The 13,787-nt window shown below is 71.5% G+C and carries 8 protein-coding genes; 2 read left to right on the top strand and 6 right to left on the bottom strand.

Annotation, left to right across the window (positions count from 1 at the left end):
• The first annotated feature begins 1 nt into the window (after position 1).
• Together tmk and KF689_08575 are read left to right on the top strand one after the other, a co-directional pair.
• Entirely contained in the window at positions 2-670 is a 669-nt protein-coding gene (gene tmk, locus KF689_08580) for a dTMP kinase (protein ID MBX3133421.1), read from the top strand.
• A gap of 73 nt (positions 671-743) precedes the next feature.
• Complete coding sequence (locus tag KF689_08575; GenBank protein MBX3133420.1) at positions 744-2,297, top strand: S41 family peptidase; 1,554 nt, start codon at positions 744-746, stop codon at positions 2,295-2,297.
• 21 nt (positions 2,298-2,318) lie between these two features.
• On the opposite strand, the gene KF689_08570 is transcribed toward KF689_08575, so the two are convergent.
• The 6 genes from KF689_08570 to KF689_08545 all read right to left on the bottom strand — a co-directional run bounded on the left by KF689_08570 (position 2,319) and on the right by KF689_08545 (position 13,781).
• The gene (locus KF689_08570) at positions 2,319-2,912 is read right to left on the bottom strand and encodes a hypothetical protein (GenBank protein ID MBX3133419.1); all 594 of its coding nucleotides are present in this window, start codon (positions 2,910-2,912) and stop codon (positions 2,319-2,321) included.
• A 202-nt stretch (positions 2,913-3,114) separates the two neighbouring features.
• Entirely contained in the window at positions 3,115-4,137 is a 1,023-nt protein-coding gene (gene aroF, locus KF689_08565) for a 3-deoxy-7-phosphoheptulonate synthase (protein MBX3133418.1), read from the bottom strand.
• 13 nt (positions 4,138-4,150) lie between these two features.
• Complete coding sequence (locus KF689_08560; GenBank protein MBX3133417.1) at positions 4,151-7,675, bottom strand: AAA family ATPase; 3,525 nt, start codon at positions 7,673-7,675, stop codon at positions 4,151-4,153.
• On the bottom strand, positions 7,676-8,998 hold the full coding sequence (locus tag KF689_08555) for an SPOR domain-containing protein (protein MBX3133416.1): 1,323 nt from the start codon (positions 8,996-8,998) through the stop codon (positions 7,676-7,678).
• Positions 8,995-10,509, bottom strand: coding sequence for an SPOR domain-containing protein (locus tag KF689_08550; protein ID MBX3133415.1), 1,515 nt, complete (start codon positions 10,507-10,509; stop codon positions 8,995-8,997). The genes KF689_08555 and KF689_08550 overlap by 4 nt, the downstream gene beginning before the upstream one ends.
• A gap of 26 nt (positions 10,510-10,535) precedes the next feature.
• On the bottom strand, positions 10,536-13,781 hold the full coding sequence (locus tag KF689_08545) for a PD40 domain-containing protein (GenBank protein MBX3133414.1): 3,246 nt from the start codon (positions 13,779-13,781) through the stop codon (positions 10,536-10,538).
• Positions 13,782-13,787: the final 6 nt, after the last annotated feature.

Below are 13,787 nucleotides of genomic sequence, written 5' to 3'. Positions count from 1 at the left end.
CGTGCGCGGCCGGCTGGTCGTCTTCGAAGGCGGCGAGGGGGCGGGGAAGTCGACCCAGCTCCAGCGTCTCTCGGCGCGCCTCACGGCGGACGGCGTGAACCACGCGGTCCACCGCGAGCCGGGCGGCACGCCGGTGGGCGACCGCATCCGCGACATCCTGCTGCACTCGGACCTGCCGCTGGCACCGGCCGCGGAGGCGACGCTGTTCGTGGCCTCGCGCGCCCAACTGGTGCACACGGTGGTGAAGCCGGCCCTGGACGCCGGACAGCACATCCTGCTGGACCGCTTCCTGCTCTCGACCTACGCCTACCAGATCCACGGCCGCGGCCTGCCCTCGCGGGAGCTGCGCGCGGCGAACGAGCTGGCCACGCAGGGCCTGGTGCCGGACCTCACGGTGCTGCTGCGGCTGCCAGTCTCGGAAGGCCTCGCCCGCGCGGACAAGCGGGGCGAGGCGGACCGCTTCGAACGCGCGGAGCGGGGATTCCACGACCGCGTCGCGGCGGCCTTCGACCAGTTCGCCGAGCCGACGTGGCAGCGGGCGCATCCGGAGTGCGGCAAGATTGTCGCGGTAGACGCAGCCGGCACGCCAGAAATCGTGGAGCAACGGGTGCGCGATGCAATCGCCGAGCACTGCCCGGCAGTGCTGCAACGCGCGGGGGCGCGCGCGTGAAGCCAGTCAACAACCGCTCCGGCGGAATCGCGCATGTGAAGCCAGTCCGCACCAGCCGCCGTAGGGGCCGCTCGTGAACCGCTTCCGCGTCCTCCCGCCGATGGCCCTCATCGCCGCCGCACTGGTGGCGGGCGCCTGGCTGCTCGGCCGCGCATTGGACCGCGAGGCCCGCCGCTCGCAGGAAGGCGCGGCGCTGCTGGACGTCGTGATGCAGCGGGTGCGCGACTCGTACGTGGAGCCGGTGGACGACGAGAAGCTCTGGCAGGGCGCGATCGCCGGGATGCTGGACCAACTGGGCGACCCGAACTCGGCCTACCTCACGCCGGAACGCTACGAGCGCCTGCGCCTCTCGGCGTCGAATGCCTACCGCGGCGTGGGCCTGCAGGTGGACGTGCTCGATGGCTGGATCACGGTGGCGCAGCCGCGGCCGGGCTCGCCGGGCGAACGCGCCGGCCTGCAGACGGGCGACCGGCTCGTAGAGCTGGATGGCAAGTCGATGCGCGGCTGGACGGTGACGGAAGCGCGCAACGCGCTGCGCGGTCCGCTGGGCAGCACGGTGGCGCTGGTGGTGGAGCGCGGGCAGGGCACGCGCATCCCGGTGACGCTGGAGCGCGCGGACATCCGTGTGCGTGCGGTCACGCGCTCGGTGCTGCTCGACGGCGGCGTGGGCTACGTGGCGGTGACGACCTTCAGCGACTCCACCGAGGCGGAGCTGATCTCGACGGTGGATTCGCTGCGTGCCGCGGGCGCGCGCTCGCTGGTGATCGATATGCGCGGCAACCCGGGCGGGCTGCTGGAGCAGGGCATCGGCGTGGCGGATCTCTTCCTGCCGCCGGGCCGGCAGATCGTGACCACGCGCGGCCGCATCGCCGACGCCAACCGTGTGTATGTGGACTCGACCGCCGAGCGCTGGGCGGGGATGCCGATCGCGGTGCTGGTGAATGGCTTCACGGCCAGCGCGGCGGAGATCGTCGCTGGTGCGCTGCAGGACCACGACCGCGCCGTCCTCCTCGGCCGCGTGACCTACGGCAAGGGCAGCGCGCAGGCGGTGTACGAGCTGAGCAACGGCGCGGCGATCTCGCTGACGCAGTCGCGCTGGTTCACGCCGCTGGGCCGCAACCTGGAGATGGCGCCTGAGGACGAAGTGCGCCTGGCCGACGCGGACACGGCGCGCCCGGTGTTCCGCACGGCCTCGGGGCGGAGGGTGTACGGCGGCGGTGGCATCGTGCCGGACATCATCGCCGGCGACAGCCTGCCGGACCTGGGCGAGCGCCGCCTGCTGGCCGAGCTCGGGGCCGACGTGCCGCGCTGGCGCGAGGCGCTGACGATGGAGGCGCGGGCGCTGGTGCAGGCGGGCCTGGTGCGCGACTCGACGTTCACGGTGCGCCCGGAGTGGCGCGCCCGGGTGCTCGCGCGGGCACGGGCGATGGGCCTGCGCGTCAGCGCCGGCGCCTTCGAGGGCGCGACGGCCTTCGTGAACCGCAACTTCGGGAACGAGATCGCGCGCCAGGGCTGGGGCGTGCCCTACGCACAGCGGCGGCAGGTGCGTGAGGACGCAGTCGTCGTGCGGGCGGCGGAGCTGCTCAGGAAGTCGCGCGCGCCGATGGACGTGTTCGCGACGGAGTAGCGCGAGCCGCGGCGGCGTCGCTCAGTCTTCGAGCGGCGGGCCGAGCATATCCAGATCGCCGCGGTCCTTGTTCCGTCCGGTGGACGACTTGTTCTTGATGAGGTGCTCGCGGGAGAGGAAGCCGACTTCGCGGCCTTCGAAGTTGCCGACGACGCGCTGCGCCCAGGCTTCGTCGAACTCCACGCCGCTGATGCCGGTCATCACATCAATGCGGTTTGGTGGCTGGCCGATCTGGAACACGGCGTGCGACTTGAGCAGGTCACCCCGCTCGATCTTGAGCGCCTCCAGCGGTGCGCCGAACTTGACGAGTGCACGCCAGACGCGTGTGGCGTTCTCGTCGGTGCGCGCCACGAAGAGGTCGAGGTCCCCGGTGGCGCGCGGCACGCCGTGAATGGCGAGTGCGTGCGCGCCGACGAGCAAGAACTGCACGTCCTCGTCCAGGAACGCGGCGACGATATCGCGAAAGTCGGGGCTCAGCTCGCAGCGGTAGCCCATCGCGCTGAGCTCGCGGACCATCCGCAGGCGCTCGTCGTGATTGCGGCCACGCGGCGGCATATCCGCCTCGGGGTCGCCGAGCTTGAACACCTTCACCCAAATGTCCTTACGCTCGGTCATCCCGTAATTTACGGCTTGGGGTGGGCCGAGTCCATCAATTTTGTGCGCGCGTAAGCCGAACTGCGGTTCACCACAGAGGACACAGAGGACACAGAGAACTGCAACTGCTTTTTGGGGGTCCGCACCGATAGTTCGGTGCGGACCCCCAAGTACTTGCAGTGGTTGTTCTCTGTGCCCTCTGTGCTCTCTGTGGTGAAAGCCGTTACCCGGCTATCCTCCGCCCCACCGCCTCCGCCACGCGCCTGAGCTGCCCCACAGTCTCCCCGAATTGCTCCGGCGTCTGCGACTGCGCCCCGTCGCTCATCGCCTTCTCGGGCTGCGGATGCACTTCGATCAGGATACCGTCGGCGCCAGCGGCCACCGCGGCGCGCGACATCGCGAGGACCTTATCTCGCCGTCCGGTACCGTGCGACGGATCCGCGACGATCGGCAGGTGCGAGAGCTGCTGCACGACCGGAATCGCCGTGAGGTCGAACAGGTTGCGCGATGTCGTATCGAACGAACGCAACCCGCGCTCGCAGAGCACCACATTCGTGTTGCCCTCAGCCAACAGGTACTCGGCGCTGAGCAGCAGGTCCTGGATCGTCGCCGCCATCCCGCGCTTGAGCAGCACGGGCTTCTTGAGCTTGCCGGCGACCTTGAGCAGGGAGTAGTTCTGCATATTGCGCGCGCCGATCTGGATCATATCGGCGTACTCGGCGACCAGCTCGGCGCCTTCTTCGTCCATCGCTTCGGTCACGATGGGCAGGCCGGTCTCCTGCTTGGCCTTGGCGAGCAGCTTGAGGCCCTCGAGGCCGAGTCCCTGGAAGGAGTACGGCGACGAACGCGGCTTGAAGGCGCCGCCGCGCAGGGCCACGGCACCGGCGGCCTTCACCTGCCGAGCGGCGGTGAGGATCTGCTGCTCGTTCTCCACCGAGCAGGGCCCGGCGATAATCGGCACCTCGTTGGCGCCGAAGCGCACGCCCGGCGCGATCTCGACGATCGTCGTCTCGGCCTTCCACTCGCGCGAGACCTGCTTGTACGGATTGGAGACGTAGATGATCTCGGCGACGCCGGGGAAGTCCTCCAGCGGCGAACCGTCCACGCGTCCGTCGTTGCCCACGAGGCCGACGGCGGTGCGCTGGGCGCCCGGCATCGGCTGCGGCGTGTAGCCGCGCTCGCGGATCCACTGGCACACCGCCTCGATCTGTTCGGGCGTCGCGCCCTGCTTCATCACCACCAGCATCTGCTCGTTTCCTTTACGCGGGGCTCGCGGCGCCCGCCGGTTCCGCCTCGGTCGCGTCCACCGCCGGCCCGCCGCGCATCCGCACGGAGACCAGCGACGACACACCGGGCTCCTGCATCGTCACGCCGTAGACGGCATCGGCCGCCTCGGTCGTCGTGCGCGGATTGTGCGTGATCACGATGAACTGCGTCTTCTTCTTGAACTCGTTCAGCATCCGCACGAAGCGCCCGATGTTCTGGTCGTCCAGCGGCGCGTCCACTTCGTCCAGCAAGCAGAAGGGGCTGGGCTTCGTCAGGAAGATGCCGAACAACAAAGACAGCGCCACCAACGCGCGTTCCCCGCTCGAGAGCAGGTGGATGCGCTGGGTGCGCTTGCCGCGCGGGCTGGCGTGGATCTCGATGTCGCAGTCCAGCGGCCGCTCCGGATCTTCCAAGCGCAGGTCGCACTCGCCGCCGCCGAAGAGCGTCATAAAGATTTCGCGGAAGTGCGCCCGCACCTGCGCGAAGGTCGCGAGGAACAAGTCCCGCGCCGTGACGTCGATCTCCTTGATCGCCTGCGTCAGCTTCTGCTGGGCCTCCACGAGGTCGGCGCGCTGCGTGGTGAGGAACTCGAGGCGCTTGGTCTCCTCCTCGTGCTCCTCGATAGCCAGCGGGTTCACCGGGCCGAGGGTCTCGAGCTGCTTGCGCAGGTCCTCGGCCTCGATGCGCAGGGCGTCGTCGTCGGCTTCGACGGGCTCGTAGGTGGCGAAGAGCTCGTCGAGCGGGCGACGCCACTCGGCTTCGAGGCGCTCGCGGATGGCGGTGCGCTTGCCGGCGAGCTCGGTGTGGCGCAGCTCGGCGGCGTGCAGCGTGTCGTTGGCGCCGGCGGCGTCCACGCGCGCGGCGTCGAGCGCGGCGACGGCGGCCTGCAACTCCGATTCCGTCTCGCGCACGGCCTGCTCGGCGCCGGCGAGGGCCTGGTCGGCCTCCACCTGCGACGCACGACGCGCCTCGAGCTCCTGCTGCCACACGCCCATCTGCTGCTCGAGCTGCCCGTCCTGCTCGGCCAGCGCCTGCATCTCACGCTCCAGCGCCACGAGGCGGTCAGCCGCGGCGGCACGCTCGCGCTCAAGGCGCTCGCGGCGTTCGGTGGCCACCTGACGGCGCGCCTCGGCCTGCGCGTGCGCCACCTGCTGCGCGGCGCGGGCTTCGCGGGCTTCGTCCTGCGCACGCTCGGCGGTGCCGAGCAGGCCACGAGCTGAGCTAGCGGCCTCGTCGGCGTCCACGAGCTTCTGGACGATCTCGTCCTGGCTGGCCAACGACGCGTTGACGCGGTCGCCGAGTTCGGTGTGGCGGCCGGCGAGGCGCTCCTGCAGCGCGACGGCATCGGCGAGTTCGCGGGCGGCGCGCTCACGCACGCGGTCGCGCTCGGAGCGCAGCTGTGAGGCCTGCGCCAGCGACTGCTGCGCGGCGGCTGCGGCATCGGCGGCGTGCGCGGCGGCGGCTTCGGCCTGGACCACGTCGTCGTGCACGGCCTGTGCGCGCTGCTGCACCTCGGCGCGGCGGGCGTCCACCGTGGCCAGGGAGGCACGGAGTTCTTCGAGTTCGGCGCGGCGCGTGAGCGGCCCGGCGCTGCCGGCGTCTCGCGCGGGCAGCCAGACGGCGCCACGCGAGTCAATGAAGCCATTGCCGTCGGCGGTGGCGCGCACCTTGCCGAGCAGGGCGCGCACCCAGTTGCCACCGGCGCCTTCGGCGCGCACGCGCGCGGCGAGTTCGCTGGGGTCGCTGCCCTCGCCGCCGGACTGCAGGGCGTCGAGCGGCAGGAGCAGCAGCGCGCCGGGGTTCTGCTCGGCGTGCCAGGCGCGCACGGCGTCGGCGGCCGCGCGGTCGCGCACGACGACGGCGTGTACGGTGGGGCCCAGATAGCGCTCGATCTGCGCGGCCACGGCCGCATCGGCGCCGATGAAGTCCGAGAGCGGACCGAGCACGGCATCGTTGCCGAAGCGCTCGCGCTCGCGCAGCAGCTTGGCGGCGGCCGGTGCGAGGCCCACGCGCTCGCGCTCGAGGCCTTCGAGCGCGGCGAGGCGGCCCTGCAGGGCGGTGTGTTCTTCTTCGACGCGACGCACGTCGGCGCGGGCGGCGGCTTCGCGGTCGCGGGCCTCACGGGCGGCGGCGCGCGACTGCTCCAGCGCGGCCTCGGCCTGCGCGGCGGCCTCGCGGGCCATCGTCAGTTGTTCGTCGGCGCCGGCGAGTTCGCGTTCGGCCAAGCTCAACCGCGACGACAGCGCCTCGTGCTCGGCCACCAGCGCGGCGGAGCGCTGGGCCACGTCGGCAAGTTCGCGCTCGGCGTTCTCGCGTTCGAGTTCCAGGCGGCGGGCGGCATCGCGCAGCTCGCGCGTGACCTTGTCGGCCGCGTCGGTGTGCTGCCGCGCGGTGGCGACGGCACCGCGGGCTTCTTCTTCGGCGGTGACCTTGGTGCGGAGCAGTTCGAGCGCATCGTGCAGCGACTGCGCGCACTGCGCTTCCTCGGCCTGCGCGGCCTCGGACTCGGCCTGCAGGCGATCGCCGAAGGCTGCGCCCTCGGAGCGTTCCTGCAACGCGCGTTCGCGGCGCGTGAGCGCGTTGCGGTGGCGTTCTTCGGCGACGGCGAGTTCCTGCTGCAGCTCGAGCACCGACTGCCGCGCCTGCGCGGCGACGGCGGCGCGCTCGTGGCGCGCGGTCTCGGCGGCGGCGCGGGCCGCCTGGGCGAGGTCGCGGGCGACTTCGGCGTCGCGCACGGCCTGCTGGCGTGCAGGCAGGGCCTCGCGCAGACCGCCGAGGCGGGCGTCGAGGTCGGTGAGTTCCTGCTGCCACGAGGCCATCTCGCGCGAGGCCAGCGTGAGCTCCACCGCAAAGCGGCGCGTGCTGATGCCGGCGTGCTTCTCCGCCTTGTTGCGCTGGCGCAGCAGCGAGCGCACCTGCGTCTGCACCTCGGACGTGAGGTCGTCGATGCGGATGAGGTCGGCGCTGGTGGCCTCGAGCTGGCGTTCGGTGGTGCGGCGGCGGTCGCGGTACAGGCCGACGCCGGCGGCTTCCTCGAAGAGCTCGCGACGGTCGTCGGGGCGGTCGGAGAGCAGGGCGTCGATCATCTTGCTCTCGATCACCACGCCGGAATCGGCGCCGAGTCCGGTGCCGCGCACGAGGTCGTGGATGTCGCGCAGGCGGCAGGGCGCGCGGTTCAAGAAGTACTCGCTCTCGCCGCTGCGCGAGAGGCGCCGCGTGATGACGACTTCCTGGAACGGCACCGGCAGCATCCCGTCGGAGTTCTCGAAGTGCAACGAGACCTCGGCGACGTTGGTGGCGCGGCGGGCGGAGGAGCCCTGGAAGATCACGTCTTCCATCTTGCCGCCGCGGAGCAGGCGGGCGCGCTGCTCGCCGAGCACCCAGCGCACGGCATCGGACACGTTGGACTTGCCGCAGCCATTGGGGCCGACGATGGCCGTGGCACCTGCCTCGAAGGTCAGGTACACCGGATCCGCAAACGACTTGAAGCCGTGCAACTCGAGCTTGGTCAACCGCACTTAGAACGTTCTCCCGGTTCGATACGCGAGCTGCGGCTCGAGGCCGCGTTCCCGCAACGTCGCGGCAAACCAGAGCGCCTGGCTCGCCGTCTCAAAGGCGCCCACCAACACGCGGGCGTGTCCGTCGTCCTGCCGGAGGAGGTACGGCTGTACCTCCCCACCTGTCCATTCGGCCCTGCGTGTCTCGACCTCGTCCAGCGGCCCTGCTGCCAGCTGCAACGCGAACGGCGTCTCCAGCACGCGGCCCATCGCGGGGCGAATCAGTCCGAGCGCGCGCTGCGTCTGCAGCCAGCGCTCGGCGTCGGCGCGGGATTCCCACGCTCCCACCACCACCCGGTACCACGGTGCCGACCCCGCGCGCAGGACCACCGGCGCGATGGTCGGCACGGGCAGCGGATCGCCCTCCCAGACCAGTCGGGAATTTGCACCCTCAGGGGTATTCGCCGCTACGAGTTCGACGCTCCATCTTCGAGCGGAAACTGAGTCGCCGGGGTTGACGGGCGGGCCGAGGCGCACTTCGCGGGCGGCGGGGGCGGAGGGCGGGGTTGCGGGGGCGGCGGCTCCCGCGAGCGAGTCTTCGGCCACCGCCGCGTCGCCGGACGCGTCGCCGGCGGTGCCAGACGCGCCCGGCCCCCGCATCCACGCGACAGTCGCCGCGATCACGAGGGCCAGCCCACCCACGACCCAGCGCCCAATGCGGCGTCCGCCTCGGCGTCCGCCGTTCCGCGCGCCCGGCACGGCCGCCTGCGCACCGGGCCGCGGCGTCACCGCGATCGGCGGCAGCTCCGGCTCGGGGTGGTCCACCGTCGCAATAATCGGCCAGGCCCGGACCTCGGCTGGCGGCAGGTCCACGGCGATGACGCCGTCCACCCGCTCCACCAGCTCGGAGAGCCCCGGCGCGGCCGCGGGCGCCACGAGCAGGAGCAGCGCGTCCACCTCGCGGAAGCCGGCCACGAGTCGCTCCCAGCGGGCGCTCTCGAACACCCAGCGCTCGGCGATGGGGCCGCGGCCGGAAGGGAGCAGGTACACGCCCTCCACCTCGCCCCAGGGCTGCCCGATGCCCGAGACGGGTTCACCGTCGCGGAGGCACTCGAGGAGGCCGGGCTGGTCGTCGAGTGGCGTCAGGGCGGGGAGGCCACCCACGAGGTCGGCGACGGCCACACGGCGTTCGTGGGCGCAGCCAGCGGCAATGCCCAGCGCGACGGCGGCTGCCGCCTCGGGGTCCCTGCCGATGACCAGCGCTGCGGCGATGTCGGCCAGTGCGGGAGCCGTGCGCCGCCCCTCCTCCGTCCAGACCGCGGACGGAACGGGGCTTGGCGTCACGGCGCGCCCTCGAAGACCCAGTACGAGAGGCGCGAGGCCATCCCCGCGCGCTCGGCGGCCTGGCGTGTGTCGAAGGGGCCGAGGAGCACGCGCCAGACGGGCACGCCGTCGCGCTGGCCGGGCACCACGCGGGCGCGGCGGCCGTCCACGATGATGCTGTCGGCGAGGGCCTGGGCGCGCTCGGCGGTGAGCAGCGTGGCGAAGGACACGTTCCAGGTGCCGCGGCCGGTGGCGCCCGCCGCAGCGGGGCGCTGGGGCTGTGCTGGCGTCGGTGCCGACTGCGCGGGCAGCGGTGCCGCGCGCGCGATGTCGGTGATGTCGCCGTAGCGCCCGCGGATCATCGCCGCCAAGGCGCTGTCGGCGCGGGCGGAGTCCTGCGCGTACTCCTCGAACTCCACCGGCCGGTCGAGGCCCACGGCGCGCGGCCGGAAGCCGTTCCAGCGCACCAGCGTCCACTGGTCGGCTGCGCCGCCAGCGTAGCGTTGACGATCGCGCGAGGACTCGGCGTCCACCAGCACCACGTCGCGATCGCGGGCCACGAGGATGCGGCCGGCGGGCGTGACGAAGGGCAGGTCGTCGCGCCAGGCGCTGGCGATGGTGCTGACCACGCGCGAGGTACCGATCGAGATGACGAAGACTGAATCCGACTTCGCCGCCTTGGCGAGCAGGTAGTGGCCGTCGGGATCCATCCGCAGGGCGCTGACGGGTGCGGGCAGGTCGATGGCGCTGCGCTCGGACTCGGCGTAGCGGTCCACGACGCGCAGCCGGCGCTGGTCGGTAGCGAGGAACACGCGGTCGCCGCTGGGCGTGAGCGCCAGTGCCACGACCGAGTCGCGCAGGGACATCTCAAAGGCCTGGCCGAGATCGCGGGTGCGCAGCGAGATGAGCGTGCCGTTGGTGACGGCCCAGACGCGGTCGCCGGCCTGTGTGCGCTCGACGAGCCGCACCGGGGCGGTGCGGGCGGAGTCGAGCACGCGCGTCTCCGGCGGGATGACGCGGCGCCACTCGGTACCATCCCCATCGGTGCGCAGCACGATCAGCGAGCCGTCGGGCGTGGGGACCAGCGACGTCGCGCCGCCGGGCACCGGCCAGGTCCAGGTGACCGACGGCGTCACGCGGATGATGCGGCCCTGCGCGTCGAGTCCGTAGGCGGCGGCGCCCTCGGCCACGACGGTGCCGCGCAGGCGCTCCTCGCCGGGGATCGTGACCGTGCCGAGGCGCAGGTCGAGGTTCAGGATGCGGCTGTTGGCGTCGCGCAGCAGCACGACGCCGAGGAAGTCGTCGAAGTCGAGGATGCCGTCGAGCGCCGGCGCGCGGTCGCGTGCGGAGAAGAGCACGCTGTCGCTGCCGACGCGATGTGCGCGGGCGATGCCGCCGCTGCGGGGGACGCGGAGCAGCACGGCGTCGAGGCCGGTGGACGAAAACGAGCCGCCGGACGACACACGGCCGTCACCACAGGCGATCGTGGCGGCGGCCGTGCAGAGCAGCAGGAATCGGGAGCGCGTGGTCACACGCGAAAGCTAGTCGGCGGCGGCGCTCAGAACGACTGCCCCAGCGTCCAGAACCAGTAGCCGTTGCCGCGGTTGGGGCCGTCGAGGGGCACCGAGTAGTCCCAGCGGATGAGTGCGATGTTGAAGAGGTTCAGCCGGATGCCGAAGCCGTAGCTCTTGAGCGGGTAGCGCTGCCGCGTGAAGTCGTAGTCGTCCGGGCGCCTGGGGTGCAGGCGCTGGTCGGCCGACCAGGAGGCGCCCATATCGAAGAAGAACAAGCCGTCCACCGGCGGCAGGGACACCGGCAGCAGCCCGAGCGTGAACTGGCGCACCAGCGGGAAGCGCAGCTCGGCGTTGGTGTAGAACACGCGGCTGCCGAGCAACTGCACGGCGCCGCACTCGCTGGGGTCTGAGGCCGAGGTCTCGCAGACGTTGCCCGCGAACTGCTCGCGGTCGTAGCCGCGCAGGAAGTCCGGCCGGCCGATGAACTTGGGGAACTCTTCTTCGTCCGGGCCCACGCTCACGTTGGCGGCGAAGCGCGTCGCGAAGGTGAGGTAGTTGAAGAGCAGGGCGTCGTAGCGGCGATAGTCGGCCGAGTAGGTGGTCCACTTCACCGTGCCCTGCGTCTGTTCCACCTGGAAGCGCCAGCGCCGGCCGTAGATGCCGCCGGTGGCACCCATCAGCGCGTTGTCGGAGACGAAGGCCACGTAGGGCGCGACGTAGTTGAGCGACGGCGCGTTCTCGATGCGGTCGATGACGAAGCCGCTGGAGAAGCCCGAGAAGGGGTCGAAGAACGACCGCACGTACATCAGGGAGCGGTCGATGTTGTTGAACTGCGCGCCGTACTCGAAGCGCGTGAAGCGGTTGAGCGGGTACGAGGCGTTGGCCATCACCGAGCGGGCGATGAAGCGCGCGATGACCTGTTCCTGCACCACGCCACCCGGCGTCTGCTCCTGGTTGAAGCCGGTGAGGAAGAAGAACGGCGTCTGCTGCGCGGCGGCCGACCACTGCGTGCGCGCGCTGTAGTCGCTGTACATCGCGAAGATCTGCGCCTCGGACACGCGGCCGTTCACGCCGCCGGCGAGCATCAGCCGTCGGTTGCCGACGAGGTCCGCGAGCACGATGGCGGTGCCGCCGAACACGCCGCGGCCGAAGTTGTCCTGCGCGTAGCCCACCTGCGGCCGCGCCACGTACTCGGGGCTCAGCTTGCTGGTGTAGCGCGCCTTCCGGAAGCCTTCAGGGTCGGGCAGGGCCAGCGCGGCCGAGTCGTTGAGCGCGGCGATCGACACGCCGCCGGTGACGCCGCTGACCATCGCGTTGCCGGGCCGCCAGCCGCCGGCGCTGAGGTACACCGACTGCCGGCGCGTCGGCGCCGTGGAGCGGGCGGCGCGCGCCGCGATGCTGTCGGCTTCGGCCTGCGCCGCCGCGACCGCCACCGCCTGCGCCTGCCGCGCCCGCGTCGCCGAATCGGCGTCCGCGGCGATGATTGTCGTCGCCGTCACGAAGGGGTCGCGCTTGAGCGCCCGCGGGTCCGTCACGCTCCAGATCGCGAACTGCCCGTTGTCCTGGTACACGAAGGCCAGCTTGTCCGCCTGCTGGGCCCAGGTGATCGCCGGGCTGTGCTCCGTCAGCGACGAGACGCCGCCGACGAAGTTCGTGAGCTGGTAGTGCTGCTGCGACTCGATCTCATACAGGAACAGCTGCGCGATGCCGGTGCGGTCCGAGATGAACGCCACCGCCTTGCCGTCCGGCGACCACTGCGGGTTGAGGTTCTTCCCGTCCTGGTTCGGCAGCACCTGCACCTGGTTGTTCTCGAGGTCCAGCAGGTTGATCTGCCATTCGCCGAAGCGCAGCGAGCCGAGGTCGGACTGCGGGCCGCGCTCGCTGGCGAAGGCGATGTAGCGCCCGTCCGGCGACCAGTGCGGCTGGAGGTCGCCGTAGACGTCCTCGGTCAGCCGGCGCAGGTTGCGGCCGTCCACGTCGACCATATACAGGTCGGTGGTGCCGCTGGCGAGGCCGCTGAAGACCAGCCGCCGACCGTCCGGCGACCAGGTCGGGCTGAACATCGCCACCAGCGACGCCGCCTCGATGCGCCGGTGCGTGCGGTTGCGCCGCACGTCGTGGATGTACAGCACGTCCTTGCCCTTGCGCTGGGCGGTGAACGCGAAGTAGCGCCCGTCCGGCGAGAACGCGCCCTGCGAGTAGAGGAAGCGCAGCTCCTCCATCTCCGGGTTCAGCGTGCTCTTGGTGAGCCGCGCCTTGCGCTCGCCGGTGTTGGCGTCGGCGATGTAAAGGTCGAGGAAGACCTCGGCGCGCAGCAGCGAGCCCAGCGAGATGAAGGCGATCTGCCGGCCGTCCGGCGAAAGTGAGGGCGCGACGTACACCGGCACGAGGCCGCCGGTGCGGCGCTGGTTGAGCATCGGCTGGGCGAAGCGCCGCGGGCGCGTCAGCTCGGCCACCTGCGGCAGGTACTTCCGCTGGATCTCTTCCTTCCACTCCTCGCCGAGGTCCTCGAGGTCGGTGCCGGTGTAGCGGCGGAAGGCGCGGTCGATGCCCAGCGAGACGGCGGCGTTCATAATCTCGCCGACGATCTCGTCGCCCCAGCGGCCGGCCACGTACTCCCAGAACGACTCGCCGAAGCGATAGGGGAAGAACAGGTCCGGCCGCCGCGTCATCTGCTCGACGCTGGGGATGTTGCCGTTGAGCGCGGCGTCGCGCATCACCGCGGCGGTGGCCTTGTGGCCGGGGCCGTTGGTGAGGTACTCGGCCATCCCCTCCATGAACCACAGCGGGGGCTGCACCTGCGCCAGCGCCTGCAGGCCCGAGCCGGCGCGGCCGCGGGCGAAGATGTCGAACTGGAACACGTGCACCATCTCGTGCGTCAGCGTGTGCTCCGACTGCCCCATATCGCCGACGAAGAAGAACATATTCCGCTGGCGCAGCGCATCGGTGACGCCGAGCGTGCCTTCGCCCGGATCGCCGATGACGTTGTTCTGCGCGAACTCGTTGCGCGAGCCGTAGATGATGATCGGCTTGCGCTCGCGGAACTGGTGGTTGAACACGCGGCGCAGGCGCTCGTAGGAGCGCTCGGCCATCTGGCCCGTGTACTCGGCGACGTCGGCGAGCTCCGGGTAGTAGTGCACGTCGAAGTGCGCCGTGCGCAGCACCTGCCAGCGCAGCTTGCGGTACTGCACCTGGTTCTGGCCGAAGTACATCCCCTGCGAGTCGAGCGCCGGCGTCACCAGGGGAGCGGCGAGGAGCAGCAGGGCGGCGGAGAGGAGCCAGCGACGCATCGTCGG

The organism is Gemmatimonadaceae bacterium, from assembly GCA_019637355.1.
In the GTDB taxonomy this organism is placed as follows: Bacteria; Gemmatimonadota; Gemmatimonadetes; order Gemmatimonadales; family Gemmatimonadaceae; genus Pseudogemmatithrix.
Note: the sequence above shows the minus strand (reverse complement) of the source record. Positions and strands in the feature narration are given on the sequence as shown.